27 protein-coding genes are annotated in these 24,990 nt (G+C 65.0%); 15 read left to right on the top strand and 12 right to left on the bottom strand.

What is annotated here, in order from left to right:
• Positions 1–81 precede the first annotated feature (81 nt).
• From ACAH01_RS13745 to ACAH01_RS13735, 3 genes are read right to left on the bottom strand one after another with little or no spacing between them, the layout of a single operon-like run.
• Positions 82–1,152 carry an ABC transporter ATP-binding protein gene (locus tag ACAH01_RS13745; RefSeq protein ID WP_372479577.1) on the bottom strand — a complete coding sequence of 357 codons (1,071 nt, stop codon included), beginning with the start codon at positions 1,150–1,152 and terminating at the stop codon, positions 82–84.
• The gene (locus ACAH01_RS13740; protein ID WP_170093536.1) at positions 1,149–1,955 is read right to left on the bottom strand and encodes an ABC transporter permease; all 807 of its coding nucleotides are present in this window, start codon (positions 1,953–1,955) and stop codon (positions 1,149–1,151) included. Before ACAH01_RS13740 ends, ACAH01_RS13745 begins: the two co-directional genes overlap by 4 nt.
• Entirely contained in the window at positions 1,952–2,896 is a 945-nt protein-coding gene (locus ACAH01_RS13735; protein ID WP_372479576.1) for an extracellular solute-binding protein, read from the bottom strand. Before ACAH01_RS13735 ends, ACAH01_RS13740 begins: the two co-directional genes overlap by 4 nt.
• A gap of 79 nt (positions 2,897–2,975) precedes the next feature.
• Here ACAH01_RS13735 and ACAH01_RS13730 point away from each other — a divergent pair, with 79 nt between their 5' ends.
• From ACAH01_RS13730 to ACAH01_RS13720, 3 genes are all read left to right on the top strand, one after another.
• The gene (locus ACAH01_RS13730; RefSeq protein ID WP_372479575.1) at positions 2,976–3,686 is read left to right on the top strand and encodes a TOBE domain-containing protein; all 711 of its coding nucleotides are present in this window, start codon (positions 2,976–2,978) and stop codon (positions 3,684–3,686) included.
• An 87-nt stretch (positions 3,687–3,773) separates the two neighbouring features.
• Positions 3,774–4,004, top strand: a complete 231-nt coding sequence (locus tag ACAH01_RS13725; protein ID WP_170093539.1) for an Lrp/AsnC family transcriptional regulator — start codon at positions 3,774–3,776, stop codon at positions 4,002–4,004.
• Between the two features lie 121 nt (positions 4,005–4,125).
• On the top strand, positions 4,126–4,449 hold the full coding sequence (locus ACAH01_RS13720; RefSeq protein WP_208628396.1) for a hypothetical protein: 324 nt from the start codon (positions 4,126–4,128) through the stop codon (positions 4,447–4,449).
• Positions 4,450–4,519: 70 nt separating this feature from the next.
• Here ACAH01_RS13720 and ACAH01_RS13715 read toward each other — a convergent pair whose 3' ends face one another.
• Positions 4,520–5,440 carry a complex I NDUFA9 subunit family protein gene (locus tag ACAH01_RS13715; RefSeq protein ID WP_372479574.1) on the bottom strand — a complete coding sequence of 307 codons (921 nt, stop codon included), beginning with the start codon at positions 5,438–5,440 and terminating at the stop codon, positions 4,520–4,522.
• 154 nt (positions 5,441–5,594) lie between these two features.
• On the opposite strand from ACAH01_RS13715, the gene tmk reads away from it, so the two are divergent.
• The 5 genes from tmk (at position 5,595) to cofG (ending at position 10,055) form a co-directional block, all read left to right on the top strand.
• Positions 5,595–6,191 carry a dTMP kinase gene (gene tmk / locus ACAH01_RS13710; protein WP_372479573.1) on the top strand — a complete coding sequence of 199 codons (597 nt, stop codon included), beginning with the start codon at positions 5,595–5,597 and terminating at the stop codon, positions 6,189–6,191.
• A 147-nt stretch (positions 6,192–6,338) separates the two neighbouring features.
• Positions 6,339–7,523, top strand: coding sequence for a tubulin/FtsZ family protein (locus tag ACAH01_RS13705; RefSeq protein ID WP_170093543.1), 1,185 nt, complete (start codon positions 6,339–6,341; stop codon positions 7,521–7,523).
• Positions 7,498–8,280, top strand: coding sequence for a hypothetical protein (locus ACAH01_RS13700; protein ID WP_372479572.1), 783 nt, complete (start codon positions 7,498–7,500; stop codon positions 8,278–8,280). Before ACAH01_RS13705 ends, ACAH01_RS13700 begins: the two co-directional genes overlap by 26 nt.
• Positions 8,281–8,892: a 2-phospho-L-lactate guanylyltransferase gene (cofC, locus tag ACAH01_RS13695; RefSeq protein ID WP_372479571.1), complete on the top strand. Its 612-nt coding sequence runs from the start codon at positions 8,281–8,283 to the stop codon at positions 8,890–8,892.
• Positions 8,893–8,936: 44 nt separating this feature from the next.
• Positions 8,937–10,055, top strand: coding sequence for a 7,8-didemethyl-8-hydroxy-5-deazariboflavin synthase subunit CofG (gene cofG, locus ACAH01_RS13690; protein ID WP_208628401.1), 1,119 nt, complete (start codon positions 8,937–8,939; stop codon positions 10,053–10,055).
• A gap of 15 nt (positions 10,056–10,070) precedes the next feature.
• On the opposite strand, the gene ACAH01_RS13685 is transcribed toward cofG, so the two are convergent.
• Positions 10,071–10,733 (bottom strand): helix-turn-helix domain-containing protein, encoded by a 663-nt coding sequence (locus ACAH01_RS13685; protein WP_372479570.1) that lies wholly within the window; start codon positions 10,731–10,733, stop codon positions 10,071–10,073.
• 85 nt (positions 10,734–10,818) lie between these two features.
• Between ACAH01_RS13685 and ACAH01_RS13680 the strand changes: the two genes are divergently transcribed.
• Positions 10,819–12,135, top strand: coding sequence for a cytochrome P450 (locus ACAH01_RS13680; RefSeq protein WP_372479568.1), 1,317 nt, complete (start codon positions 10,819–10,821; stop codon positions 12,133–12,135).
• A gap of 117 nt (positions 12,136–12,252) precedes the next feature.
• Here ACAH01_RS13680 and cofH read toward each other — a convergent pair whose 3' ends face one another.
• Together cofH and ACAH01_RS13670 are read right to left on the bottom strand one after the other, a co-directional pair.
• On the bottom strand, positions 12,253–13,620 hold the full coding sequence (gene cofH, locus ACAH01_RS13675) for a 7,8-didemethyl-8-hydroxy-5-deazariboflavin synthase subunit CofH (protein WP_372479567.1): 1,368 nt from the start codon (positions 13,618–13,620) through the stop codon (positions 12,253–12,255).
• Positions 13,621–13,736: 116 nt separating this feature from the next.
• The gene (locus ACAH01_RS13670; RefSeq protein WP_170093550.1) at positions 13,737–14,753 is read right to left on the bottom strand and encodes a sodium:calcium antiporter; all 1,017 of its coding nucleotides are present in this window, start codon (positions 14,751–14,753) and stop codon (positions 13,737–13,739) included.
• A 171-nt stretch (positions 14,754–14,924) separates the two neighbouring features.
• On the opposite strand from ACAH01_RS13670, the gene ACAH01_RS13665 reads away from it, so the two are divergent.
• A complete protein-coding gene (locus tag ACAH01_RS13665; protein ID WP_372479566.1) occupies positions 14,925–15,953 on the top strand; it encodes a phosphoribosylaminoimidazolesuccinocarboxamide synthase in 1,029 nt (342 codons plus the stop codon).
• Between the two features lie 78 nt (positions 15,954–16,031).
• Here the strand turns inward: ACAH01_RS13665 and ACAH01_RS13660 are convergent, their stop codons facing one another.
• On the bottom strand, positions 16,032–17,006 hold the full coding sequence (locus tag ACAH01_RS13660; protein ID WP_170093552.1) for a formyltetrahydrofolate deformylase: 975 nt from the start codon (positions 17,004–17,006) through the stop codon (positions 16,032–16,034).
• A gap of 182 nt (positions 17,007–17,188) precedes the next feature.
• Between ACAH01_RS13660 and ACAH01_RS13655 the strand changes: the two genes are divergently transcribed.
• From ACAH01_RS13655 to purQ, 5 genes are all read left to right on the top strand, one after another.
• On the top strand, positions 17,189–18,403 hold the full coding sequence (locus ACAH01_RS13655) for a PKD domain-containing protein (protein ID WP_372479565.1): 1,215 nt from the start codon (positions 17,189–17,191) through the stop codon (positions 18,401–18,403).
• A gap of 29 nt (positions 18,404–18,432) precedes the next feature.
• On the top strand, positions 18,433–19,272 hold the full coding sequence (locus ACAH01_RS13650) for a hypothetical protein (protein WP_372479564.1): 840 nt from the start codon (positions 18,433–18,435) through the stop codon (positions 19,270–19,272).
• 220 nt (positions 19,273–19,492) lie between these two features.
• The gene (locus ACAH01_RS13645) at positions 19,493–20,146 is read left to right on the top strand and encodes a hypothetical protein (RefSeq protein ID WP_372479563.1); all 654 of its coding nucleotides are present in this window, start codon (positions 19,493–19,495) and stop codon (positions 20,144–20,146) included.
• A gap of 78 nt (positions 20,147–20,224) precedes the next feature.
• Complete coding sequence (purS, locus tag ACAH01_RS13640) at positions 20,225–20,482, top strand: phosphoribosylformylglycinamidine synthase subunit PurS (RefSeq protein WP_170093556.1); 258 nt, start codon at positions 20,225–20,227, stop codon at positions 20,480–20,482.
• A complete protein-coding gene (purQ, locus tag ACAH01_RS13635; protein WP_208628411.1) occupies positions 20,479–21,159 on the top strand; it encodes a phosphoribosylformylglycinamidine synthase I in 681 nt (226 codons plus the stop codon). The genes purS and purQ overlap by 4 nt, the downstream gene beginning before the upstream one ends.
• 129 nt (positions 21,160–21,288) lie before the next feature.
• Here purQ and ACAH01_RS13630 read toward each other — a convergent pair whose 3' ends face one another.
• From ACAH01_RS13630 to ACAH01_RS13615, 4 genes are all read right to left on the bottom strand, one after another.
• The gene (locus ACAH01_RS13630) at positions 21,289–21,633 is read right to left on the bottom strand and encodes a DUF4013 domain-containing protein (RefSeq protein WP_372479562.1); all 345 of its coding nucleotides are present in this window, start codon (positions 21,631–21,633) and stop codon (positions 21,289–21,291) included.
• Positions 21,634–21,722: 89 nt separating this feature from the next.
• The gene (locus ACAH01_RS13625; RefSeq protein WP_372479561.1) at positions 21,723–22,997 is read right to left on the bottom strand and encodes an RNA-guided endonuclease InsQ/TnpB family protein; all 1,275 of its coding nucleotides are present in this window, start codon (positions 22,995–22,997) and stop codon (positions 21,723–21,725) included.
• Between the two features lie 98 nt (positions 22,998–23,095).
• On the bottom strand, positions 23,096–23,500 hold the full coding sequence (locus tag ACAH01_RS13620; protein WP_372479560.1) for a DUF4013 domain-containing protein: 405 nt from the start codon (positions 23,498–23,500) through the stop codon (positions 23,096–23,098).
• 393 nt (positions 23,501–23,893) lie between these two features.
• A complete protein-coding gene (locus ACAH01_RS13615) occupies positions 23,894–24,970 on the bottom strand; it encodes an archaeosine biosynthesis radical SAM protein RaSEA (RefSeq protein ID WP_208628412.1) in 1,077 nt (358 codons plus the stop codon).
• Positions 24,971–24,990: the final 20 nt, after the last annotated feature.

Here is a 24,990-nt window from a genome sequence, read left to right as displayed (position 1 = left end):
CAGTGAGCGGCTCCCCGCTGGCGACTCACCGCTGGCGACGACACCGGTCCGTGCGAGCGCGACCGCGATTTTCCGGGCTGGTCACTCACCTGCCGTGTCGGCTCCGAAGCGCGTCAGCTTCGCCGCCGGCACCCGAACTGTCACCGTCGCGCCCACTGCCGGCGGCTCGGACTGGCGCTCGACGACGACCGTCTCGTCGGTCGGGAGGGTGACCGACACGTCGTAGCGCGACCCCCGGTCCGTGACGTGGCTCACCGCCCCGCTCAGCGTCGGCACCGTTTCGGCGCTGTCCGACCCAGCCAGCGCGAGATCTGCCGGGCGGACGTGACACGACACCGAGGCCCCCGCCGGTCTGTCGCTCCGGGCCTCCGGCAGTGTCAGCGTCTGCTCGCCGACCGCGAGTACGAGCGGCTCCGGTTCGACGACGGTCGCCCCGACGGTGTTCGACCGTCCGAGAAACGACGCGACAAAGGGCGTGGGGGGCGACTCGTACAGCGCCCGCGGCGTGTCGACTCCCGCGATCGCGCCCTCGTTCATGACGACGAGTCGATCCGCGAGCGCCATCGCGTCCGCCTGATCGTGGGTGACAAACAGCGTCGTGACGCCGGTCTCTCGCTGGATGCGACCGATCGCCCGCCGCAGCTCTTCGCGGAGGCTGCGGTCCAGTGCCGACAGCGGCTCGTCGAGCAGCAGTACGTCCGGCTCCGGTGCCAGCGCCCGTGCCAGCTCCACGCGGCGCTTCTGGCCGCCGCTCAGTTCGGCGGGGGAGGCGTCGCGCCGCGACGCGAGCGAGACCAGTTCGAGGTGGGTCTCGACGAGTGCGTCGATCCGCGAGCGGTCGACCTCGCGTGCTTCGAGCCCGTAGGCCACGTTCTCGCCGACGGTCATGTGGGGGTACAGCGTCGATTCCTGAAAGACGACACTCACCCGTCGGCGTTCGGGCGGCTGTCGAGTCACGTCCTCGCCGCGCAGCCAGATCCGGCCCGCGGTCGGGCTGAGGTGGCCGGCGATCGCCTGGACGATCGTCGTCTTGCCACAGCCACTCGGGCCGAGCAGCCCGACGATCTCCCCGTCTGCCAGCGAGAACGACACGTCTTCGACGGCCGTCTTCGAGCCGTAGCGGTGCGTGAGGCCGCTGACTTCGAGGGTCATCCGTCGACCACCGTCGGCACGTGTCCGAGCCGCTGGACCGTGGTGACGACGACGACCGTGATGGCGAGCAACGCCAGCGCGAGCGGGACGATCGCGTCGATCCCTCCGGCGATGAACTCGACCCAGATCCGGGTGGGGATCGTCCGGGGGTTGTACGCGACCATCATCGTGGCACCGAACTCCCCGACCGCTCGCGCGAACGTGAGGACGACGCCCGCGACGATCGCGCCCCGTGCCAGCGGGAGCGAGACGTTCCAGAACGTCGCCAGCGGTCCGTACCCGAGCGAGCGCGACGCCTGTTCCAGTCGCTCGTCGACGGCACCGAAGCCGGCCCGCGCCGTGACGACGACGAACGGGCCGGCGACGAACGTCTGGGCGAGGATCACGCCCGCGAGACTGTCGGTCAGCGGGAGGCCCGCCGCCAGCGCCGCGCGGCCAAGCGGCGTGAAGCGCCCGACCGCCGTCAGGAGCATTGCGCCGCCGACCACCGGCGGCACGACCAGTGGCAGGACGACGATCCCCTCGATCAGGCGCTTCCCGCGGACGGACGTTCGAGCGAGCGCGTACGCCAGCGGGACGCCGAACAGCGTCGAAACCAGGGTGGCGACGGGGGCCGTCAACAGCGAGTTCCGGATCGCGCGCTGCGCTGGCGGGGCCGACAGTCCGGCGACGACGTTCGACGTGCCAGTCCGCGAGAGGAAGGCCACGAACGGGACGACGAAGTGGACGAGCAGGACACCGCCCAGCAGCGCCGGCACGAGCCGGCTCGGCGTCCGAAGGTGTCCTCGGTCGAACGCTCTCACACTGTCACCTCCGAGGGGACCGAGCCGTGTTCGCCCGGCAGTTGCTCGCTCACGCGCAGGCCGGCAGCCCTCAGCACGGACGGATTCGCACAGAGGAACCGGACGAGTGCCCGCCCGCCGGCCGGATCGTCGGCGTCGTCACAGACGGTCGCACTGTAGAGGATCGGCCGTCCCGTCGCGGTGTAGCCGTCGTCGGTCGTGTACGAGACCGTCGCGTAGTGGTCTGCCAGGGCCGGGTTCGAGAAGTTGTAGCGGTCCGGAAAGGCCACGAAGGGCAGCCCGCGGTCGGCGGCCATATTCTTGTAGACGACTGCGCCAGCACGAGACCCCGTCTCGACGCCCGCGAGCAGCTGTGGCTCGTCGGGCTCGGTGTACAGCCGCGGGACCACCCGATCGCGAAAGCCGTCGAGGTCGTGTGCCCGCTGTGCGAGCTCGAACGCCTGGAGCGCGCGATAGCCCAGCGGATCCAGCTCCGGGTCGCCGATTGAGATGGCACCGTCGTCGGCGTCGTCGACGACCTCGTACCACGGGGTGCCGGCCGCCAGCTGTTCGCCCGGCTCCGTCGCCTCGTTGTAGCACAGCCCCAGGCTGTTCGCCGCGAAGGTCACGTCCCAGTCCGTGGCCGCCCCGTACAGTCGGTCCCGGAGGAGCGTCGCGTCGGCGCTGACGACGGCGTCGGGCCGCTTGACGCCCTCTTTGACCATCCGCATCACGGCGTTCGATCCGTGGTACTCGCCGTGGATCGCCCGCCCCGTCTGCTCTCTGAACGCCGGGCCGACGTGTCGCTCGACGGTGCGGGCGAGACTGCCGGCACACAGCAGGCTGACTGCGCCGCTTTCCGTTCCCGTGACGCCGGTACACCCCCCGAGTGTCCCCACGCCGACGGCCCCGATCGCGGACAGGAACCCTCGACGGGAGACCGCAGCCCTGGTGTTGTCCATCGTTGTATCACGCCCAACATAACGAGGTTGTGCTGAGTACAACATAACGGTTTTGCTCGCTCCGTCCGTCGGCGTGGGTATGGACACGGACGTGGCCGTCTCGCTGACTGCCGATGAGGTGACCGTCGACGCGTCGGACGCGGCGCTGTTGCGGGCCGTCGACAGCGAGGGATCGCTGAACGCGGCCGCCACTGCGCTGGGCCGTTCGTACTCTCGGGCACACAAGCGCCTGACCGCTCTGGAAGAGACGCTTGGCTCGCTCGTCGAGCGCGAACGCGGGGGAGAGGGCGGCGGCGGGAGCGTCCTCACCGACCGGGGCCGCGAACTGTTGACGCAGTTCGCCCGCGTCCACACCGTGGTCTCGGGCACGGCCGCCGCGGACGTGATCGCGCTCGCTGGCACCGTTCGCGAGCGAGCGGGACGGCTGGTGACCGCCGAGAGCCCGGCCGGCGAGTTGCACGCGATCGTCGTCGGGGACCGCGAATCGTCGGTCGACACCGGCGACGACGTGACGGTGACGCTGACCGCCGACGCCGTGACGCTCCAGGAGCCAGACGCCGGTCCCTCGGCCACCCGGACGAGTGCCCGCAACCGACTGCGCGGAACGGTGACGGCCGTCGACGAGCGCGACGGCGTCGCGACGATCACCGTCGACGTCGGAGCCGCGACGCCCATCCCGGTACTGGTCACGTCGGCGAGTCGGGCACGTCTCGACCTCGAACCGGGCGATCCCGTCGTGGCGACGTTCAAAGCGACGGCCGCCAGAGTGACACCGCTCTCCGGAGAGTGACCCGGCCGTCACTACCCTCGCCGTCGGCGTCTCGCGAACCACGCGACCGACCTGAAGCTTTTCATGTCACGAGTTCACACAGTACACATGGTCAGTGCATTCATCATGATCAAGAGTTCGGCCGGCAAGTCCCAGGGACTGCTGTCGGAGATCCGCGGTCACGACGGCGTCGGCGAGGCCCACATCGTCGCCGGCAACTACGACATCATCGCCGAAGCGGCTGGCGAGGAAGTGTACGACGTGATGCACACCGTCGCGACGCGGATCCGGGACCTCGACGGCGTCGTCGACACGCGGACCTACATCTGCATGGAGTGAGACCGAGCGGTGGCGACGTGTACCGGGTGGCGTCGCCAGCAGGTAGCCCTCACCGGTCTATCGTCCGACGCCGTCCGACTCGTCCCGATACTGCAAAGCGTCTCGACTCCCTAGCCCGACCATGGTCGCCGTCATCGATCTCGTCGGACTGCTGGTGATCGTGCTGGTCAACAGCGCCGTCACGGCGTTGATGACTCGGTTCTTCCGCGTGCGACTCGACACGCGCTGGGGGAGTGTCATCTACTCGCTGCTGTTGTGCCCGGTCGTGCTGTTCGTCCTCTTGCTGGTGCTGTCGGGCGTGTTCAAGCTCGGCGGGAATCTCGGCAGTCGCACACTCGTGGTGTTGGCGACGATCTTCCTCCCGCTGGCGCTGGGACTCACGTTCGACTACGTGTGGATGCCGGCCCCCGACGAGGTAGAGCTCCCGGAGACGATGCAACAGTAGTGTTCTGGGGCCGCGGCGTTCGCTCGCCCGTCAGCCCGATTACGTCGTCCGGTCGCGGAGACGCCGCCGCTCAGTTCGCGGCGCTGGCGGCGATGCCGAGGTACTCGCCGAGCGTCGTCAGCTCGCTCTCTTCGACGCCGAACCGCTCGACGTCGTTGTCGTCGGTCGTGTTGTCGAAGTTCAGTGACCGGTACTGATCGCCGCCCATGGGGAAACCGGGGACGAACCCGAGCGTCTTCAGCCCGATCCCCGCCAGCGCCATCGGGAGCGGGACGATGGTGACCGAGCCGTCCGCGGCCTCGTAGACCTGTTCGGTCACCGCTCGCAGTGTCAGGACCTCGGGGCCACCGAGTTCGTAGACCTCGCCGACGTGCTCGGCCTCGGTGAGCGCGTCGGCCAGCATCGGCACGAGGTCGCCGACCCAGATGGGCTGGAACCGCGTCTGCTTGCCGCCGCCGGGCAGCGGGTAGATCGGGACGCCGGGCGCGAACATCCCCTTGAGCCGCTTGGTGAACGGGACGAACTCGCCGCCGTCACCGAACACGACGGAGGGACGGACGATCACCCAGTCAAGCGACGAGTCGCGGACGATCGCTTCGGCCCGGCCCTTCGAGCGGATGTAGTGGGTCGCACCGTCGGCGTCGGCCCCGAGCGCGCTCATCTGGACGAATCGCTCGACGCCGTGTTCTTCGGCTGCGCGCACGCAGTGTTCCGTCCCACCGCGGTGGACGCGGTCGTGCATCTCGTTGCCACCGGACGGCTTGAACAGGGGCGACAGCGCCACGAGATTGATCGCGGCGTCCTGGCCCTCGAACGCGCCCTCGATGCTGTCGTAGTCGGTCACGTCGCCCGCGACGGCCGTCGCCTCGGCGGGCAGGTCGGCGGCGTCGGGTGAGCGTGCCAGCACCGTCACGTCGTGGCCGCGATCCACCAGCGCCGTACAGAGGTTCGTCCCGATGAAGCCACTCCCGCCGACGAGCAGTACGTTCATACCAGATATATGACCGGGGACTGATGTAAAGCTAGTGCGCACCCAGTTAGGACGCGTCGTCAGTGTCCTGACAGCCTGTCGAGTGATCTCGGTGGAGCTGCCGGGGCTCCGACCAGTCGGGGCGTTTACGTACGGGCGTGGCGACGGCCCAAATATGCTGCTCACGCTCGAAGGACTGGACGGCAGCGGGAAGACGACCGCGTGGGAGACGCTCCAGCGCCACGCCGCCGTGCCCGACGACGCGGTCTTCACGCGCGAGCCGACGGCGTCGTGGTACGGCGAGGCCGTCCAGCGATCGATCGACGACGACGAGGCCGATTCGCTGGCGGAGCTGTTCCTCTATACGGCCGACCACGCCGACCACCTCGCGAACACGATCGAGCCGGCACTCGACGCCGGACGGCTCGTCGTCTCGGATCGGTACTCCGATTCGCGCTACGCTTACCAGGGGGCGACTCTGAGCGACCGCCTCGACGACGCGCTCGGGTACGTCCGGGACGTACACGCGCCCTGGACCCGACCGCCGGACGCGACGATCTACCTCGACGTGGACGCCGAGACCGCCGCCGAGCGCAGCGGCGCGACCAACAAGTTCGAGACCGCCGATTACCTCGCGGACGTCCGCGAGAACTACGAGCGCCTGATCGCGGCCGAGCCCGACCGGTTCGTCCGAATCGACGCCACCCAGCCCGAGCGGGCCGTCCGGGCGGCCATAGAGGCGGCCGTCGACGAACTCCTGTCCCGAGACTGATGGCTCCCCACCGGTGGCTCGATCCGCCGCTGTCGCGTAGTGTCGACCAGAAAAGTCAACTCGACTACCATATCGTATTCGATATCCTGGCAAAAGGCTTATGCCTGCTTTCCTACTTTCCCTCTTCAAGCGGAGTCTCACCAAGCAATGAAACTCGCGATGATCGGCTTCGGGCAGGCCGGCGGTAAAATCGTCGACAAGTTCCTCGAATACGACGAACGGACCAACTCTGGCATCGTCCGTTCGGCGGTCGCGGTGAACACGGCGAAAGCGGACCTGCTCGGCCTCGAGAACATACCACAGGAGAATCGAGTCCTGATCGGACAGGCGCGCGTCAAGGGACACGGCGTCGGTGCCGACAACGAACTCGGCGCGGAGATCGCCGAGGAGGACATCGACGAGATCCAGGGCGCGATCGACAGCATCCCGGTCCACGAGATCGACGGTTTCCTCGTCGTCTCTGGACTCGGCGGTGGCACCGGCTCGGGCGGTTCGCCGGTCATCGCGAAACACCTCAAGCGCATCTACACCGAACCCGTCTACGGGCTCGGCGTGTTGCCGGGCAGCGACGAGGGTGGCATCTACACCCTCAACGCCGCCCGCTCGTTCCAGACGTTCGTCCGTGAGGTGGACAACCTGCTCGTCTTCGACAACGACGCCTGGCGCAAGACCGGCGAGTCCGTCGAGGGTGGTTACGACCACATCAACGAAGAGATCGTCAGACGCTTCGGCGTCCTCTTTGGCGCGGGCGAGATCGGCGACGGCGACAACGTCGCAGAGAGCGTCGTCGACTCCTCGGAGATCATCAACACGCTTTCGGGCGGTGGCGTCTCGACGGTCGGGTACGCCTCCGAAGACGTGGAGATGTCGTCAAACAGCGGCGGCGGCCTGCTGTCGCGGTTCTCCAGTAGCAGCGACGACAGCAACGACATGGACACCGCCAACACCACCAACCGGATCACTTCGCTCGTCCGGAAGGCGGCGCTCGGTCGGCTGACACTGCCCTGCGAAATCGACGGTGCCGAGCGTGCGCTGCTCGTGATGGCCGGTCCCTCTGCCCACCTCAACCGGAAAGGCATCGAGCGCGGGCGCAAGTGGCTCGAGGAGCAGACCGGCAGCATGGAAGTCCGTGGCGGGGACTACCCGACAAACGAGCCCCGCGTCGCCGCCGCGGTGCTCCTGTCGGGCGTCCACAACGTGCCCCGCATCAAGGAGCTCCAGCAGGTGGCAATCGAGGCACAGGACAACATCGACGACATCCGCCAGGAGAGCGAAGATAACTTAGAGCAGTTGGTCGAAGACGACGATGATGAACTTGACCCGCTGTTCTAAGACTGCGACTGCGCTGCTTTGCGTCGCGCTGCTGGTGACCGCGACGGGGACAGCCGCTGCTCTCACTCTCTCTTCGGATGGGGTGCCAAGCGAGGCACAGGTCGGGGAGGAGGTGTCGATGACGTACACGATCGACGATCCCTTCACCGACACGGCCAACGACTGGACGCTCGTCGCGAACACCGAACTCCAGAACGTCCGCTGGACCGTCACCGTCCTCAGGGCCGGCACGCCGGTCGAGGACGGGGAGACGACATACGGCGAACAGTCGTTCGAACAGGATCTGAGCGTCGACAACAACGGTGACGAGATCCAGATCGAACTGGTCGGTGAGGCTCCGGCGGTCGCAAACTACAGCTACGACCCCGAACAGACGTTCACCGTCGCCGCGCTCGACCAGCGGACCGGCAGCAACACCGACGAGCTGGTCAACGACTCCGCCCACCACTACACGAGCGAGAGCCAGGCCGCTCGCGAGGCCATCGACGACGCCCAGAGCGCCATCGACGCCGCAGGTGGCCACCAGGAAGCCGAGGACCTGCTCGACAGTGCGATCTCGTCGTACGAGAACGAGAACTTCGAGAACGCACAGGAGCTTGCGGCCCAGTCTCAGAACACGGCCGACTCCGCCCGCCAGTCCCAGCAGACGACCCAGACGATTCTGATGGCTGCCGGCGTGCTCGTCGTCTTGCTCCTGCTCGGCGGGGGCATCTACTACTGGCAGTCCCAGCAGGGCGACGACTTCTCGAAGCTGTAGATGCGCGTCGTCGTTCCGTTTTCTGCGACCGAACCCAAGACGCGACTCGCACCAGTTCTGGACGCCGACGAGCGTCGCGCGTTCGCTCGTGTGATGCTCGCGGACGTGCTCGACGCGCTCGATACGGTCGGCGTCGACCCCACGATCCTCGCGACCGAAGCGATCGACCTCGATCGGCCGGTGATCGTCGACGACCGCTCGCTCGATGCGGCGATCAACGATCTGCTCGCGGCGAGTGACGAGCCGGTCGCCGTCGTGATGGCTGACCTCGCGCTGGCGACCCCGGACGCGCTCGACCGGCTCTTGGCGGCCGAGGGCGACGTGGTCCTCGCTCCGGGCCGTGGCGGCGGGACGAACGCGTTCGTCGCACGCCACCCCGACTTCCGAGTCGACTACCACGACGCGTCGATTCGCGACCACCGCCGGATCGCCCGCGACGCCGGTGCGACGGTGACCGAGATCGACTCCTATCGCCTGAGTACCGACGTCGACGAGCCGGCCGACCTCGCGGAGGTCCTGCTCCACGGCGAGCGAGCGGGTGCCGACTGGCTGCGCGGGGCGGGCGTCCAGTTGACCGTCGCCGACGGGCGGACCACCGTCGAGCGACCCTGACCCGTCCGGAAGGACTTTTGCCCTCGCAGTTCCGAGACGGTGACGTGATTCCCGGCGCGAGCGACTACGACCTGTCGCTGTCCATCGACGAGGAGGCGATCGAGCAGTTGTTGCAGACGACTCCGGCCGACGTGTCGGCCGCGCCGTCGCTGTCGTTCGCGCGCAACGTCTTCTTGCCCCTGACGACGGCCTGTCGGTACACCTGTACCTACTGTACCTACTACGATCCGCCGGGCCAGGCCGAGCTCATGACCACCGAGGAGATCAGAGAGACCTGCCGGCGCGGGGCCGACGCCGGCTGTACGGAGGCCCTGTTTACCTTCGGTGACGACCCGGACGACCGCTACACGGCGGTCCACGACCAGCTCGCCGAGTGGGGGTACGAGTCGATCCACACGTACCTTCGACGGGCCTGCGAGATCGCCCTGGAGGAGGGACTGCTCCCACACAGCAACCCCGGCGACCAGACGCGCGAGCAGATGGCAACGGTGGCCGACCGCAACGCCTCGATGGGTGTGATGCTCGAAACCACCGCAGACGTGCAGGCCCACGGCGGCCCCAGAGCCAAGAACCCCGGCCAGCGGCTCAACACGCTGCGGGTGGCTGGCGAGCTCGGAGTCCCGTTTACGACCGGAATTCTGGTCGGCATCGGCGAGGACTGGGCCGACCGGGCCGAGAGCATCCTCGCCATCGCCGCGATGCACGAGCGGTACGGCCACGTCCAGGAAGTGATCGTCCAGCCCGTCGTGGACAACGAGCGGTGGGACGGCGGGTCACCGGACCTGGCGACGCTGCGTCGCGTGACGGCGATGGCTCGGGCCGGGCTGCCGGAAGACGTGTCCGTCCAGGTCCCGCCGAACCTCGCGCCGGCCCGCGAGCTCGTCGACTGTGGCATCGACGACCTCGGCGGGGTGTCGCCGGTGACCGTCGACCACGTCAACCCGGCCTACGAGTGGCCGGCGCTCCAGGAGCTGCGTGCCGTGGCGGACCACGCCGACGTACCGCTCCGCGAGCGGCTGCCGGTGTACGAGCGGTTCCTCGGGGACGAGACGTGGATCTCCGAGCGGATCCGCGCCGCCATCGAGCGCGACGACGTCCACGGCGAGCGGTTCCGTGCCGTGCGAGACCGGGGCGAGAACCCTGCCGGCGTCGGCGGCCGGTAGCTGCCGAGCGCGTTCTCACGAGTCCGGATCGACGAACTGCGAGAACACCCGGTGCTCGATTTTCCGGAGGTGTTCCCCGACGGTCCCGGCGGTCGCGTCGACGGCGTCGGCGATCTCCGCCTGGGTCGCCTCTCGGGGGTTCTCGTAGTACCCTAGCTCGATCGCCGTTTCGAGGATCGTCTGCTGGCGGTCGGTCAGACAGGCAAAGAGGTCCTCGCCGCGAGGCGGGCGCTGGCCGGTCTCCAGCAGTTCGATCTCGAACGCCTCTCCGCTCGCGGGCACGGCCTCGCTGAAGGCTCCCTCGTCGCCGACGAAGGTGATCTCCATCGCGCCGTCTGGGTGGACCTCGATGGGCATCTCCATCATCACGGTCGACTCCTGGCGGTGCTGGAGCATCCGGTAGTTGGCGTCGTTGGGATCGAACTGACAGTAGGCGTACCAGCGCCCCTCGGTCCCGGTGACGGCGTACTGACGGACGTAGTCGCTGTCGTCGAGGATCGCCTCGTAGTGGTTGCGGTTGCCCCGCGCCTCCGCGAGCATCACGCCGCTGCCGTCGTCGAGTAACTCGACGCGGTGGATCGCCTCGCGGGTGATGTCCTCGGCGTCGGACAGCGCCTGCCCGAGCGGGTGGAAGGCGGTGCCCTCACGCGGCTCGACGCGGACGGTGACGTACCGCATATCCGCAGTTTCTCCGGGCGCTACTTAAATCGACCTCGTCGGCGAGGCGACAGGCCGAGGCGAGTCCCGGCCGTCTCTGTACACGATGACGACCACAGACGCCCCCGGCCCGCGTGGACTGCCCGTGATCGGAAACTCCCACCAGTGGGCTCGCGACCCCTGTGCCTTCCGCGAGCGCTGTGCCGCGGAGTACGGCCCCGTCGTCAACTACGAGATGCTGGGGTGGGACACCTACATGCTGACCGATCCCGCCGACGTCAAGCGCGTCCTCGAAGATCCCGACACCTTCCCCAAACACGAGCCGAGCAACGCCCAGCTGGAAGCGTTCGTTGGAAACGGGCTGCTGACGAGTGGCGGTGATCTCTGGGAGCGCCAGCGAGCGGCGATTCAGCCGGCCTTCTACATGGATCACATCCGCAACTACGCCGAGCGGATGGTCGCTCAGGCCGCCGCGACCGCCGACCGCTGGACGGCCGGCGAGTCGGTCGACGTTCGGCGCGCGATGACGCGGTGTACGCTCGACATCCTCGTCGACTGTCTGTTCGGCGAGGATATCGATCCGGCCGAACGCGGACTGTACGAGGCCGTCGAGGCGTTTCAGGCCCCGCTGGAACCCAGCAAGCAGCCGATCACGTTCTTCGCGCCCGACTGGGCTCCAGTCCCGTTCCTCAGGCGGGCCGATCGGGCGCTCTCTCACATCGACGACCAGATCTACGACATCCTCGAAACCCGCCGCGCCGACGAGTCGGACCGCGACGACCTGGTCGCGATGTTGCTCGCGGCCGACACCGCGATGGACGACGAGCAGATCCGCGACGAGCTGGTCACCTTCCTCTTTGCCGGCCACGAGACGACCGCGTTGTCGATGACCTACGTCTGGGACCTGCTCTCGCGCAATCCCACGGCCCAGCGGCGACTCCACGAGGAGGTGGACGCGCTCGACGGGCGACCGACGATCGAAGACGTGTTCGACTTCGAGTACACCGGTGCCGTCATCGAGGAGGCGATGCGACTGTATCCCCCCGCCCACGACATCCGTCGCTCGCCCGCCACGACGGTCGAGATCGGCGGCTACACGATTCCCGAGGGGAGTCTCGTCACGCTCCCGACGTGGGTGTTGCACCGCGACGAGCGCTTCTGGGACGACCCCGAGCAGTTCCGCCCCGAGCGGTTCCTCGACGGCGGCCGATCGGACCGGCCGGAGTACGCCTACTTCCCCTTCGGCGGCGGCCCGCGTCGCTGTATCGGCCAGCAGTTCGCGATGACGGAGGCCCAACTGATCCTGGCGACGATCGCCCGCGAGTGGACGCTCGAACGCGAGTACGGCGACCTCGACCTGTCGGCCGCGGTCACGCTCCAGCCGAGCCACGACGTGCCGATGACTCCCCACGAGCGAACGTAGACTGATACTACCGGCAGTATGAGCGAGCGACAGCGTGCGCCCGATGCTCGACGGGGCGTGGGGTCCCAGTCGTCGCCAGAGCGACCGGTGCGGGCCGACGGTTCCACGGTGGCGGCGCTATCGTGTACTATCCTCTAGCATCGGAGTGCCGTCTGCCTTCGGTCCGAGTTCGGGACCGAAGGGCGGGTCGTCGGGGTCGATCCGGCGGCGCTGGCGGTAGTCGGTCGACCGTTCGACGGGGATCCGGCCGACGGCGGTGATCATGTCGACGTACTCCCGGAACGTGCGCATCTCGCCGTAGTCGCCGCCGGCTCGCTTGGTGATCTCTTCGGAGAGGATCGTCCCCATGAAGTCGTCGGCACCGCAGGTCAGCATCTTCAGGCCCTTGGCGTCGCCGTACTTGACCCACGAGGTCTGGATGTGTTCGACGTTGTCGAGAAACAGTCGCGAGACGGCGATCAGGAGCTCGTCCTCGTCGTCTGTCGCGCCGCCAGAGACCAGCCCTTCCTCGTACAGCGGCGTCTCCTCGTGGACAAAGGAGAGCGGGACGAACTCCGTGATCGCGCCAGTGCGGTCCTGCAGATCGCGGATCCGTTCGAGGTGGAGCGCCCGGTGGGCCTCGTTGTCGACGTGGCCGTACATCATCGTCGCGGTCACGTCCAGCCCGACGCTGGTGGCCGCCTCCATGGCCGCCATCCACTCGCTGCTGTCGATCTTGCCGGGACAGATCACGTCGCGCACCTCGTCGACGAGGATCTCGGCGGCCGTTCCGGGGACGCTGTCGAGACCGGCCTCGGCCAGTCGCCCGTAGACCACCTCGTAGTCCCAGTCGGTGCCCCGTCGGGCGTGGTAGGCCTCTTCGGGCGTCATCGAGTGGAGGTGGACGCCACCGACGCTCATCGCCTCGATCTGTTCGCAGTAGGTGCCCGGATCGGTGTCGTACTCGCCGGCCGGCCGGTAGTTCAGGTCGCCGCGGTCGCTGGTCGCGAGGATCTCGCGGTGTTCCTCGTCGAGGACGAAGGCGGGGTGCAGTCCCGAGACGGAGGTCACCTCGTAGATCCCCATCTCCAGGGCGTCGGCGACGATCTCGCGAGACTGTGCGGGCGTCTTGGTGAAACCGCCGTGTTCGTCCTGGTGGGACGTGCGGAACTGTTCGGAGCGATCCTTGAAGTTACAGAACTGACAGCCCGTGTTACAGGCCGTCGTCACGTTGTTGTTGAGGTTCGCGACGAAGGTGACTTCCTCGCCGACGACCTCGGCGCGGCGACGATCCGCGGCTTCCAGGACGAGTTCCTTGCGTCGCGGATCGATCCCCGAGTGGTCGGTGCCCGTCGTCAGGAGTTCGATCGCGTCGTCGACGGACAGTCGCGTCCCGTCGCGGGCCTTCGCCAGTGCGTTCTCGAAGGCCTGGTCCGTCTCGGGGCGGTGGGAGAAGTCGAACTCTCCCCGCGGGACGTTCGCCGCTGTGTCGAAGGCGTCCGGCATCGTCTACCGATAGGTGTAGTCGGTCAAAAGCGTGGCGGGACTGCGCGAAGCTGTAGCGTTCCCGAGGGTTACCGCTCGAAGGCAAAACGTGCCGAGCCGAGCGATTCGGCCGGTCACTACGACGGCAAGACGCCGACGACGCCGACCGCTTCGGCGACGACCCAGGCGACGAACACGAGGTACGCGATCAGCAGCGAGTACGCCTCGCCCATCGTCATCTCCAGATCCGTCCTGAGGACGGTAAAGAGGTGCAGCGTCGCGAGCGTGAGCACGCCGAACATCGGGACGGCCATCGCGAAGTCGACTGCCCACTCGCCGATGATGAGAACGCCGGCCGGGATCGCGACCAGCAGGTCGAACGTGTTCGAGCCGAGTACGTTCCCCAGCGACACGACTCCGCGCTCGTCTCGCGCCGAGCGCACGCTGACGAGCGTGTCCGGGAGGCTGGTCGCACCGGCGACGACGGTGACGCCCATGATGAACTCCGGGACGCCGAGCGCGAGCCCGATGGCGTCGACCGACTCGACGAGGAAGTGGACGGCGACGAGGATCGTCAACAGCCCGGCACCCAGCAGCGCCCACTGTCTGCCGGCGTCGATCCCCTCGCGTCCGTCCTCGTCGGCCTCGTAGTCGGCCGTGTCCTGCGACTGGATGAAGACGTACAGTCCGTACATGCCAAGCGGCAGCAGTGCCAGGGGACGGGTCACGGTCCCGACCAGCCGCTCACCGTCGGCGGGATAGTAGATCACCGCCATCGAGAACGTGATGATAAGGACCGACACCGCGAGCATGTAGAACTGGGCCTCCTTGTAGACGAGCGTTCGGCTGGCCTCCATCGGTCCGTCTCTGGCGATCCCCGACAGCGCCGGAATGACCAGGATGTTGAAGATCGCCGACCCGACGATCGCACCGACGCCCAGCGACAGCGACCCCTGGAGGGCCGAGGCGACGGCACTCGCGAGCTCCGGGAAGCTGGAGCCGATCGCGGCGACGAGTGCGCCCTGTACGACCTGTGGCAGTCCGTAGTAGGTCGCGAGTCGATCGCTGGCCGATTCGAGCCAGCCGCTTCCTTTCCAGACCGCGATCGTGGCCGCGAAGACGATGCCGATGTCGATCGGCGCAACCCCACTCATCGACTGACGGTCCTGCTGGATCGGAGTTAGGTGTTTGGTTGCCCGCCCGAGTCGAGACAGCCAGACAACACGTGTGCCTGCGTCGGTGAACCCGGCGACGGATCTGGACGGCCGCTGCCCGACGGTGCGAAGTGCAAACGCCTTTGTCCGGGCACGCCGACGCTGGCAGTAATGACGAGCGTCAAGGAGTTCCGTGTCGACGAACCGGCCACTGGCGACCAGCTGGGCCGTGGCTCGTTCGTGTTCACCGACGACTACTCCGTGTTCGACTGGGGCAAGATGCCCGACGAGATCCCCGACAAGGGGGCGTCGCTGTGTACGATGGGTGCGTTCAACTTCGAGCTCCTAGAGGAGAACCACGTGCCCACCCACTACGAGGGCGTCGTCGTCGACGGCGAGGTCGTCGAACTCGGCGACGCGCTCGCGGCCGGTGTCGCTCCCGACGAGATGTCGATCTCGCTGACCCAGGTCCCCGACCTGCCTTTCGACGGGGGCAGCTACGACTACGACGCGTACCACGCCGACGCCGGCCAGAACTACCTCGTTCCCTTGGAGATCGTCTTCCGCAACCGCGTGCCGGTCGGCTCCTCGCTCCGGAGCCGGACCGATCCCAGCGATCACGGGCTCGACCGCGACAGCTGGCCCGACGAGGTCGTCGAACTCGACGAGCCGATCGTCGAGTACTCGACGAAATACGAAGAACAGGACCGCTATCTCGATCCCGCCGACGCCGACGAGATCGCCGGCCGGGCCGACATCGACCGCCTCGACGAACTCGCCCGCGCGGTCAACCACGTCGTCTCCGAGCAGGCCGCAGACGCCGGGCTCGTCCACGAGGACGGCAAGATCGAGTGTCTCTACTACGAGGGCGAGATCCGGGTTGCCGACGTGGTCGGCACCTTCGACGAGAACCGCTTTTCCTACGACGACCAGCAGGTCTCCAAGGAGGTCGTCCGCCAGTACCACAAGCGAACCCAGTCCGAGTGGGTCGCGGCTGTCGGCGACGCCAAAGACCGCGCGGACGAGGAGGGCGTCGCCGACTGGAAGTCGCTGTGTGACCACCGGCCCGAACCGCTCGAGGAGGACGTACTCGGTGTCGCTCGGGACCTCTACTGTGCCGGGACCAACGCCTACGTAGCGGCCGACGTGTTCGACGCCCCGTCGCTGGACGCCGCGGTCGCCGCCGCTCGCGACCTGTAGAACGCTCGCCGTTGTGCCGTTTCGGTCGACTGCACGCACTCGTGCGGTCGGCCGATCCAACGGCGGCAAGAATCCGTCTCAGTCGTCGGCCTCGATCTCGTCGTCTTCGCCGGCAACGAACTCGCCCAGTCCGTCGATGGGCCGGTCCGGATTCTGCTCGTCGAGCTCTCGTGGTGCGCCCAGCTGGGCGTCGACCTCGTCGGCGTTCCGGAGTTTCGTCCGGCCGCGGTGGACCGTCACCTCGTCTTCGAGGTGGAGTCTGATGGCCTCCAGCAGCGCCTCGGCTTCGAGTGGCTGGCCGATCTGCTGGAGTTCCTCTTCGGTCGCGTCGTCGGGGACGTTGAACGCCCGCTGGGTGATGATCGGTCCCTGGTCGAGGTCTGTCGTCACGTAGTGGGCCGTGACACCGGCGATCCGGACGCCCTCCTCGATCGCTTGCATGTACGCCGACGCGCCGGGGAACGCGGGCAGCAGCGACGGGTGGACGTTGATGATCCGACTCTCGTAGCGAAAGACCACGTCGGGACTGAGGATGCGCATGTACCGCGCGAGAACGATCAGATCGGCGTTGTACTCCGAGAGGAGGTCCAGGAGCTCTCCCTCGTCGGGAGTCCCCTTCTCGTCGCCGATGTCGTGGAAGGGAACGTCGTACTTCTCGGCGAGGGGCCGAAGATCTGGGTGGTTCCCGATCACGACGTCGATGTCGGCTCCGAGGCTGCCGCTGGCCCACGCTTCGAACAGCGCTTCGAGACAGTGGCTCTCCTTGGTGACCAGGACGGCGATCGACTGCGTCTCTCGGTCGGCCGGGAATCGAACCTGCACGTCGACGCCGAGTTCGTCTCCCAGATCGTGGAGGTCGTTTCGCAGTGTCGTCTCCGTACAGACCATCTCGCCGGTGTCGACGTGCATCGTCATCCGGAACACGCCTTCCCGGACCGCCTGGTCCAGGTCTTCGATGTTGATGCTCCGCTCGAACAGGAGACTGGTGACCTCGGCGATCAGGCCCGTGTCGTCGTCGCCGACGACCGTGATCTCCGTCAGATCGTGCGTCACGCCCACCACCTCGTGACGATCGTGCTCATCATTGCCCGTTCGTCGGGCGTGCCACTCCAAAAGCCTTCGTGTTGGCCGCCAGCCCTGGCGAACGCCACCCATCTTTCCGCTTAATCTGGAGAACATTCCCGAGCCAAATGGACGAAATTATAAATACGGAGACGGAACCACGCCCCACCCAGATGCGACGACTCCACTCTCTCGTGGTACTCTTGGGGCTCCTCGCGGCGCTCGCGATTCCCGTCTCAGCGGCCGGCAACGCTCCGCCGACCGCCGCTGCGGGACTCGATCAAACGGTCACGAGCGGGACGACGGTGTACCTCGACGGCGCCAACTCCCACGATCCCGACGGGCGTATCCAGACCGTCGAGTGGTCGATCCGGGACCCAAACGGCGCGACCGTCGCCCCGTCGTGTCGGAACTGCCTCCAGCCGACCTTCACGCCGAACGTCACCGGGCGCTGGTCGGTCACTGTGACGGTGACCGACGACGACGGCGCAACGGCCACCGACACGCTGTACGTCACCGTCGAAGAGGCACGTGGCCCGACGCTCACGCTCGATGGACCCGACAGAGTCGTTCCAGACGAATCGACGCCCTTCGTCGTCGAGGCGACCAGCGACGGAGCACCCCTTCGTTCCGTGTCACTCTATCACGACGACACGCGCGTCAACAGCACGACGGTCGACGGCACCACGACGCTGACGACGCTCACTCACACGTTCTCCGAAACCGGGTCGACGGAACTGCTCGCCGCCGTGACGGACGAGGCTGGCTACGTCAACACGACGACGATCACCGTCGACCCCACGACCGCCAGTGCTGCCAGGGTGGGCGATCGCTGTGACGAGGGCGAACGCCGGGTGTACATGGGCGGAAGTATCGGCAGTATGTGCTCTTCGACGGCACTGATCTACGAGACGCGGAATGACGTGACGATGGTCGTTCCGACGGGTGGCGCGTCTCAGGACGGTATTCAACTCTACAACGATGAACAGGGCGAGATCGTGACAGTAGCGACGGGCGAGCAGGTCCAGGAGATGCAACGCGAAAACGAAGATGGGGTCATTACACTGGAAGACGTAGAAAAAACTTACGAAGAAAACAAAGATAACGGCATGTATAGTCCATATGATCAGTCGGTAGGGAATATTATAGAAAATAATGAGGAAGAGTATGAAGACGCAATTGAGAACATGCCAGTATCGATGACGGAATCTGGAATCACTGACGTGGATGATACGACTGGATCCAACTCTCAAAGAGAAGAATCTGAAGAGTCAGATGATGGAAATGACGCTGCCGAGGATGACAACACGACATCAAATTCCAGTGGTTGTCCGCCAGTGAACAACCTTGTTCCTCCATCAGTCAGACACAACCGGATGAGTTGCTGAGTATGTTGGGGTATAAAACAAAACACATCATGAAACAAATTCTTCGAGTTATTGGACTCCTCTTTTTCCCAATTACTTTACCAATCGCTGTTGGAACAAATACTGATAAATACGCAGAGCTATTCAGTTTACTACCCGGAATCAATGAAGATGGAGGAGTTATTAGTGGGGTATTAATGGCTCTGTACATTTCTTTATTTATGTATGCAATTTTAGCATTCGCCTCTAATATGTATGGTGGAGTAGCTGAACCTAGCAGGCCTGTAGATACCAATACTTCAGAAAGCAGCCATATGCAGACAGTGGTTCAAAGTATTAATAACACCCAAACTGCCGGGACAGTTACAACAACACCAGAACCAGCCCAAACAACCGTATCAACTGAAACTCCTGAGGGTAGTACCACATATGGCGGTCAGGTCAAAAGAGAGATAGTTGAATATGTATCATTTATGATTGTATATAATAATACGCTATCCAACAAGAGCGGTGTAAATGTCCAGAACTATACTGTGGACCCAAGGAATGAATCAGCAACACTCTATTGGGAAACGAATCCGGATAATGAATCTAGATATATTCAGGAAACTCAGTCCGTAATGTTGAATTATGCTGGAGGCAGTGAACGAATCCGTGAGTCTGATAATGTATCGGTTAGTATGATACCAAAGAAATTGAACTTTGTTGTTCTAACAACAAACGGAGAAGTATATCTGGAAAGCTATGTAGAATATATGTCTGCTTGGAGATTTACTAAGGATGTTACTAGCGGACAACGATATTATATGGGGTTCTTTCAAAATTCAAGACCTGGCCCAGCACACCCGAGTTACGAAGCGAACCAGACGACTACCGCAACCACGGGCTAGTGACTCGCCTCGGTATCAGTAATTGATTCGCGGCGATAAAGCCTAACACGGAGGACTGACCAGAAGAGTACGTGAGCGGTCGAACCACGTCGGCAGCCGGTCCCAGCAACGACCGAGCAGTGCGGTGTGAGCCACTCGACAGCCCAGAGTTCGGTGCAGTCGGGTCGAGTCGCCGACGGCGAACGGACCAGGAGCGACGGGCGAGTCACTGGAGATCGACATGAGTCAGGTGAAGACGCGATACGGGTTCGAGGGAGTGCCACTGGATCCGGTTCCAGCCGGGACGAATCTGCTGGTGACGGGGCCGTCGCTCGGTGGCCTGCGGCAGCTTTCGCTGGGCCTCCTGTCTGGGCCGGCTGACGAAGGTATCTTGCTCGTGACTGCGGACGTGAGTGCCAGTGAGGTCGTTACCGACTTCGAGGCGGCCGGAGGTGACGCGGACCCGGGGCGGATGTGTCTCGTCGACTGTGCACACGAGAGCGACGGGACAGAGAGCGACCGCGTGCACGGTGTCGCGACGCCGGCCGACCTGACGGGGATCGGTATGTCGCTCTCCGCGCTGTACGAGCAACTGTACGACGACGGACTGCAGAGAGTCCGGCTGGGAGTGTACACGCTGGGTCCGTTGCTCGTGTACGCCGACGACGTGCGGCCGGTGTATCGGTTTTTGCACACTGTTGCCGGTCGTGTCAGAGCGGCGGACGGACTGGGTGTCTGTGCCGTCGATCCCGCGGCACACGACGAACGGACGATTCGGAGCGTCGCGCAGGCGTTCGACGGGCGGGTCGAACTCCGCGAGGGCGACGGCGGACACCAGCTTCGTGTTCGCGGTCTGTCCGGTCAGCCTGAGGGATGGCGGGACGTAACGCTGTAGGGGTTCTGTCGAAGTCCGGTTGCGCCGGCACGGGCGAGAACACAAGCGTTTTGCCCGGTCCCCACCGTCGGTTCACCAATGACTGACTACACCGCGACCGTGACGGTCAGGCTCAAGCGGGGCGTGCTCGACCCCGAAGCCGAGACGACCAAGCGAGCGCTCGAACGGCTGGGGTTCGAACTCGACGCGCTCCGATCGACGGACCGCTACGAGCTCGATCTGGCTGCCGAGAGCGAAGACGAGGCTGCCGAACGGGCCGGTGAGATGGCAGAGCGGCTGCTGGCGAACCCGACCATCCACGACTACGAGGTGGCGGTCGAGCGGGCCGACGCATGACCGTCGCCGTCGTCCGCTTTGGCGGTTCGAACTGCGACCGCGACTCCGTGCAGGCGCTGTCCCATCTGGGCATCGACGCCGAACTCGTGTGGCACGAGGACGGACTCCCGGAGGACGTCGAGGGCGTCATGCTCCCCGGCGGGTTCTCCTACGGCGACTACCTGCGAGCAGGTGCGATGGCGGCACGGTCGCCGATCATGCAGGAGGTCCGCGAGGTCGCGGCCGAGGGGGTCCCGGTACTGGGCGTCTGCAACGGTGCGCAGATCGGCTGTGAGTCGGCGCTGACGCCCGGGGCGTTCACGACGAATCGGAGCGCACGCTTCCAGTGTGAACACGTCCACCTCCGCGTCGAGAACGCCGACACGCCGTGGACGGCCGCCTACGACGAGGGGCAGGTCGTCGAGTTCCCGATCGCGCACGGCGAAGGCCGCTTCGAGATCGACGACGACCGACTCGAAGCACTGGAAGCCGACGACCGGATTCTGTTCAAATACTGTGACGAGAGCGGCGCGGTTCACGACGGTGCGAACCCGAACGGGTCGAAGCACAACGTCGCCGGCATCACGGGCGAGGACGACACGGTCGCCGTCATGATGCCCCACCCCGAGCGCGTCTCGCTGCCCGACATCGGTGCCGTCGAGGGCCAGGGCGTCCTCCGCGGATTCGCGGAGGCGTAGGTCAGCGAACCGCCGTAGAAACGGTTTCTATCGAACGAGTGTGCGCGCTCATACTGCCGGCTGTAACTGTTTCAAGATGTTCGCGACCCCGTGGTCGCGAAATTCTTCACAGACTTACAGCCGGCAGTATCAGAAAGTCCCTTCTGCGGGTGCGCTGGCGTCGCCGGAACCCACGTCGGTGTCGCGAGTGAGGGGCGGTTCGCCGTACTCCTCTTCGTACGCGTCGGCGAAGCCGCTGCCCCAGACGTAGAAGATCGCCGACTGAAAGACGAACTGTACCCACGGGACCGCCAGCAAGCCAACGATCGTGAAGCCGAGGACACTCCCGACGACCGAGGCGATGATGTTGACGGCGAACGCGAGCAACACGGCAACCAGCATCGTGCGGTTGGTCACGAGCGTCTTGACGACGTCGAGATCGAAGGCCGCTGAGACGCTGTCCTTACGGACGAAGTTCGCCGTCGCGACCGGCACGGCGACGGCGACTGCGATCAGACCCAGGAATTGACATCCTCCCCGCCCTGAAGGGCGAGGATTCCCGACCGCCGTTGGGATATTGTGGTTTACGACGTGATCTGTTCTTGAGGTGCGAACGCACCAGTTTCCTTGTCGAACAAGAACGTCGATGGCTGTGCCAACCAGCCGTTACTCCTATCCTCTCCGTGAGGATTCGGAGATACTTTCTGCCGGATGTTCTCAGCACCGTTCACATCCGCGTTCGCCACCGTCTCACACTCATCACAGACGTACAACCCACGCTCCACGCGGTTCGCCTTCCGCTTCCGACCACAACACGAACACGACTTCGACGTGTCCCGCTCAGACACTTGCTTGACCGTGATGCCGTCCATCTCGGCTTTGTACGCAAGCATCGAAGTGAAGCGGTCGAACGCCCACGAATGCAGGTCGAGATTGCCGTGTTTCCCCCAGTTTTTCGACTCGTCGGTCTCCTCGTCCTCGCGGATGCCGGAGAGGTCGCCAACCACGATCGTACCAACACCTTCGTCCACACATCGCTGAACGATGTGTTTCGAGAGCGTGTGGAAGTAGTGAGTGCGACGAGCCGAGTTCTTCTGGTTCAACCGCGTAGCTTGCTCGGAGTTAGAATCGTCACATTGGGCGAGTCGCTTGCTGAAGTAGTAGTCGTCCTGCTTCAAGCAGTTGAGCGGGTACAGTTCGCTGTGACCGTCTTGGTAGGCGAGTGCGGCGAAGTTGTTGATGCCGAGGTCAACACCCACGGTCTTCTCACCGGGTGCTTCAGAAACCTCGATCTCGACTTTGCAGACGAAGTGGAGTTCCCACTCGTCGCCGGTCCAGACAGCCCGAACCTGTTGCACGGTCTTGACGGTGGAGAGGTCAACGTCGGGACGAGTCTGGTATTCGCAGAGGATGAAATCCGACCAGTATGCTTTGAGGTTCGAGCCTTTGCTGAGGCGGACTCGCTCGTAGTTGGTGTCGAGTTTGAAGCCGGCGGCTTTGAACGTGACCGTGCTTCGGGGGTGGTCGTCGCCGTGTTTGCGGTACTTCGGCGGGTTGGCTCTCGTGTCTCCATTGCGTCGTTTGCCGTACCAGCCGTTGAACGCTTCAGCGAGTTCTTGAAGGACTCGCTGACTTGACTGAGAATGCAGGTCATCGTAGCGTTCGTGCGACTTCAGGTAGGTGGTGAGTTCGTTGTGACTGGGAATGTGGCCGATTTCAGACCACACTCGGTCGCAGACCCACCGTCCGACGTTCCAGAGTTTCGAGGCTGCGAACCCGAGCGAATCAAGGTCGTCAGACACCCGCTGCTGGTTCCTAATGGAAGCAGTGTAGGTGCGGGTAACGACCTGTTTCGCCATACGTAACCTATGTAGTCAGAGTTACTTGAGAGTATGGATTGGAGCGTGGAATATCCAGCCGAGCAATCGAACGGTGGATTGCGTAGGAGTTGTCGGATTCATCCCCGCCCTGAAGGTCGGGGCTTTCTCCTCGTAGCCCCGTAACACAGCACGCCAATCAACACCGCGAGGAAGAACAGTCCCTCGTTCCCGGACGCCACTCCGAGGACGGCGACGATCGCAGCGGGAATCATCGCGACGAGCAGCGCACCGATCGTGTACGGGAGCACGACGAGGAGATATCTGAGGCCGTCGACCGTCGCCTCGACCAGATCGAGTTCGTCCCACTCGGGAGGCGTCGCTGTATCGCCGCCGAGTACTCGGCGCATGACTTCGAGCATGTACCCCTGAAACGTGAACAGCGGCACGACGAAGATGCCCAGAAGCACGACCAGCCCACCGATGCCGACGCGCTTGAGCCAATCGTCTCCCTGCAACTGATACTTGATCGAATCTTCCAACATAGATGATAGGGAATCCTGTGGCGACGGCATATAAGTTGTGCATGTACTCAGCCGAGCACTCGCGTTCGATCGGTCCTTATACTGCTGGCTGTCAGTCTGTGAAGAATTTCGCGACCACGGGGTCGCGAATATCTTGAAACAGTCACAGCCGGCAGTATTACGAGCGGACTGCCACACCGTCGGCTGGACGAGTATCGTCTCGGAGGATGGGAACGAGGGGCCATGGAGCGTGTGACAAGATCCTGACCCCTAATCATCGATAGGACACCCAGGAATAAAAAGACGGGGTTACCGGAGTGAAAGTGGAAATTGGCGGAAGGCGACACCTACTGGCAATCTCCACAGACTAGCGAGTCAGCGAGCGCTCCCGTTCCTGGCCGGGATCGGGGACGGTTATCGGGCCAGGGGGAGCGAGTAACTCGCTTCGCGCTCGACGACGGCGTCCCAGGTCGCCTCACAGTCACAGGTGACTTGCTCGAAGACGCTCGGGTCCTGGCGGAGGTCGAAGTCCTTGATCGCGCGCTGGGCGCGGTCGTCGCACTCTCCGCAGTTGTGTGGGCCGCGATCGCTCCCGTGGCCGACGGGGTCCGAGACGACGATCACGTCCTCGTCGGCGGTCGATTCCAGCACCTCACACACCGACCAGAGCCACGGGGGCCGGTACCCCTGGTCGTGAAACAGCTCTTCGACCATCGTGTACCGCTGGACGTTACAGGGGTTCATCGAGACGGTGTGACACCCCTCGACGTCGGCGCACTTGCGCACGGAACGTTGCATGTCTTCGATCGCCTCCGACTCCGTGAGGAAGGGCGGTTTCATCAGGAGATACGCCTTGACGCCGCCACCGGCGGCCTGTGCCTGTGCGGCCGCGTCCTCGAAGTCCGCAAAGTCGAAGTACTTGTTCACGCAGTCCCGGCGGACGCGGTCTGTCGCCGTTTCGAGGCCGACCGCGATGTCGGTCTCCAGTCCCGCATCGACGAACTCGGCGACCTTCGCACGGTCGACGAAGTCGGGCAGCGACTCGACGACGATCCGGTCGCGGTCGGCGAACTCAGAAGCGATCGCTCGCCGCGTCTCGGCTCCGACCTCGCGTTCGTCGAGGAAACTCCCGGACGTGTAGATCTTGATGAGGCCGGCCTTCTCGTCGGCCTCCTCGGCCTCGTGGTCGAGACAGTACTGGATCTGAGCCATCAGGTCCTCGTGGGCGACGCTGCCGCCGTCGACGCTCTCGGCGACGTAGCCACACATCGTACAGCCACCGGCGCGGGCCCACCGGCAGCCGCCGGTGTTGAGGATGATCGTCAGGCTCTGGTAGACGCCGTCGGGCGTGTTGTCCTCGTCGAGCCAGACGCGGGTCGGTTCGCGGGGATCGTAGGACGCGTCGTTTCGCGAGCGGACCTCGCGCATCACCTTGTTGTGGGCGTCCATGCCCTTCCCCTGTTCGTAGACTTCGGGCGTGGGCGTGCTCATTGTGGGGCAAAGCGGGGCTG

The organism is Halomicrobium sp. HM KBTZ05 (assembly GCF_041530035.1).
Taxonomy (GTDB): Archaea; Halobacteriota; Halobacteria; order Halobacteriales; family Haloarculaceae; genus Halomicrobium.
Note: the sequence above shows the minus strand (reverse complement) of the source record. Positions and strands in the feature narration are given on the sequence as shown.

Coding starts and splice junctions, on each gene's coding strand:
- ACAH01_RS13735 (WP_372479576.1), bottom strand. CDS start 2,896: ATGGACAACACCAGGGCTGCGGTCTCCCGTCGAGGGTTCCTGTCCGCG.
- cofH (WP_372479567.1), bottom strand. CDS start 13,620: ATGCCGGACGCCTTCGACACAGCGGCGAACGTCCCGCGGGGAGAGTTC.
- ACAH01_RS13705 (WP_170093543.1), top strand. CDS start 6,339: ATGAAACTCGCGATGATCGGCTTCGGGCAGGCCGGCGGTAAAATCGTC.
- cofC (WP_372479571.1), top strand. CDS start 8,281: ATGCGCGTCGTCGTTCCGTTTTCTGCGACCGAACCCAAGACGCGACTC.
- ACAH01_RS13715 (WP_372479574.1), bottom strand. CDS start 5,440: ATGAACGTACTGCTCGTCGGCGGGAGTGGCTTCATCGGGACGAACCTC.
- ACAH01_RS13670 (WP_170093550.1), bottom strand. CDS start 14,753: ATGAGTGGGGTTGCGCCGATCGACATCGGCATCGTCTTCGCGGCCACG.
- purQ (WP_208628411.1), top strand. CDS start 20,479: ATGACCGTCGCCGTCGTCCGCTTTGGCGGTTCGAACTGCGACCGCGAC.
- ACAH01_RS13685 (WP_372479570.1), bottom strand. CDS start 10,733: ATGCGGTACGTCACCGTCCGCGTCGAGCCGCGTGAGGGCACCGCCTTC.
- ACAH01_RS13615 (WP_208628412.1), bottom strand. CDS start 24,970: ATGAGCACGCCCACGCCCGAAGTCTACGAACAGGGGAAGGGCATGGAC.
- ACAH01_RS13725 (WP_170093539.1), top strand. CDS start 3,774: ATGGTCAGTGCATTCATCATGATCAAGAGTTCGGCCGGCAAGTCCCAG.
- ACAH01_RS13680 (WP_372479568.1), top strand. CDS start 10,819: ATGACGACCACAGACGCCCCCGGCCCGCGTGGACTGCCCGTGATCGGA.
- tmk (WP_372479573.1), top strand. CDS start 5,595: ATGCTGCTCACGCTCGAAGGACTGGACGGCAGCGGGAAGACGACCGCG.
- purS (WP_170093556.1), top strand. CDS start 20,225: ATGACTGACTACACCGCGACCGTGACGGTCAGGCTCAAGCGGGGCGTG.
- ACAH01_RS13745 (WP_372479577.1), bottom strand. CDS start 1,152: ATGACCCTCGAAGTCAGCGGCCTCACGCACCGCTACGGCTCGAAGACG.
- ACAH01_RS13700 (WP_372479572.1), top strand. CDS start 7,498: ATGATGAACTTGACCCGCTGTTCTAAGACTGCGACTGCGCTGCTTTGC.
- ACAH01_RS13650 (WP_372479564.1), top strand. CDS start 18,433: ATGAAACAAATTCTTCGAGTTATTGGACTCCTCTTTTTCCCAATTACT.
- ACAH01_RS13620 (WP_372479560.1), bottom strand. CDS start 23,500: ATGTTGGAAGATTCGATCAAGTATCAGTTGCAGGGAGACGATTGGCTC.
- ACAH01_RS13730 (WP_372479575.1), top strand. CDS start 2,976: ATGGACACGGACGTGGCCGTCTCGCTGACTGCCGATGAGGTGACCGTC.
- ACAH01_RS13665 (WP_372479566.1), top strand. CDS start 14,925: ATGACGAGCGTCAAGGAGTTCCGTGTCGACGAACCGGCCACTGGCGAC.
- ACAH01_RS13655 (WP_372479565.1), top strand. CDS start 17,189: ATGCGACGACTCCACTCTCTCGTGGTACTCTTGGGGCTCCTCGCGGCG.
- ACAH01_RS13645 (WP_372479563.1), top strand. CDS start 19,493: ATGAGTCAGGTGAAGACGCGATACGGGTTCGAGGGAGTGCCACTGGAT.
- ACAH01_RS13720 (WP_208628396.1), top strand. CDS start 4,126: ATGGTCGCCGTCATCGATCTCGTCGGACTGCTGGTGATCGTGCTGGTC.
- ACAH01_RS13625 (WP_372479561.1), bottom strand. CDS start 22,997: ATGGCGAAACAGGTCGTTACCCGCACCTACACTGCTTCCATTAGGAAC.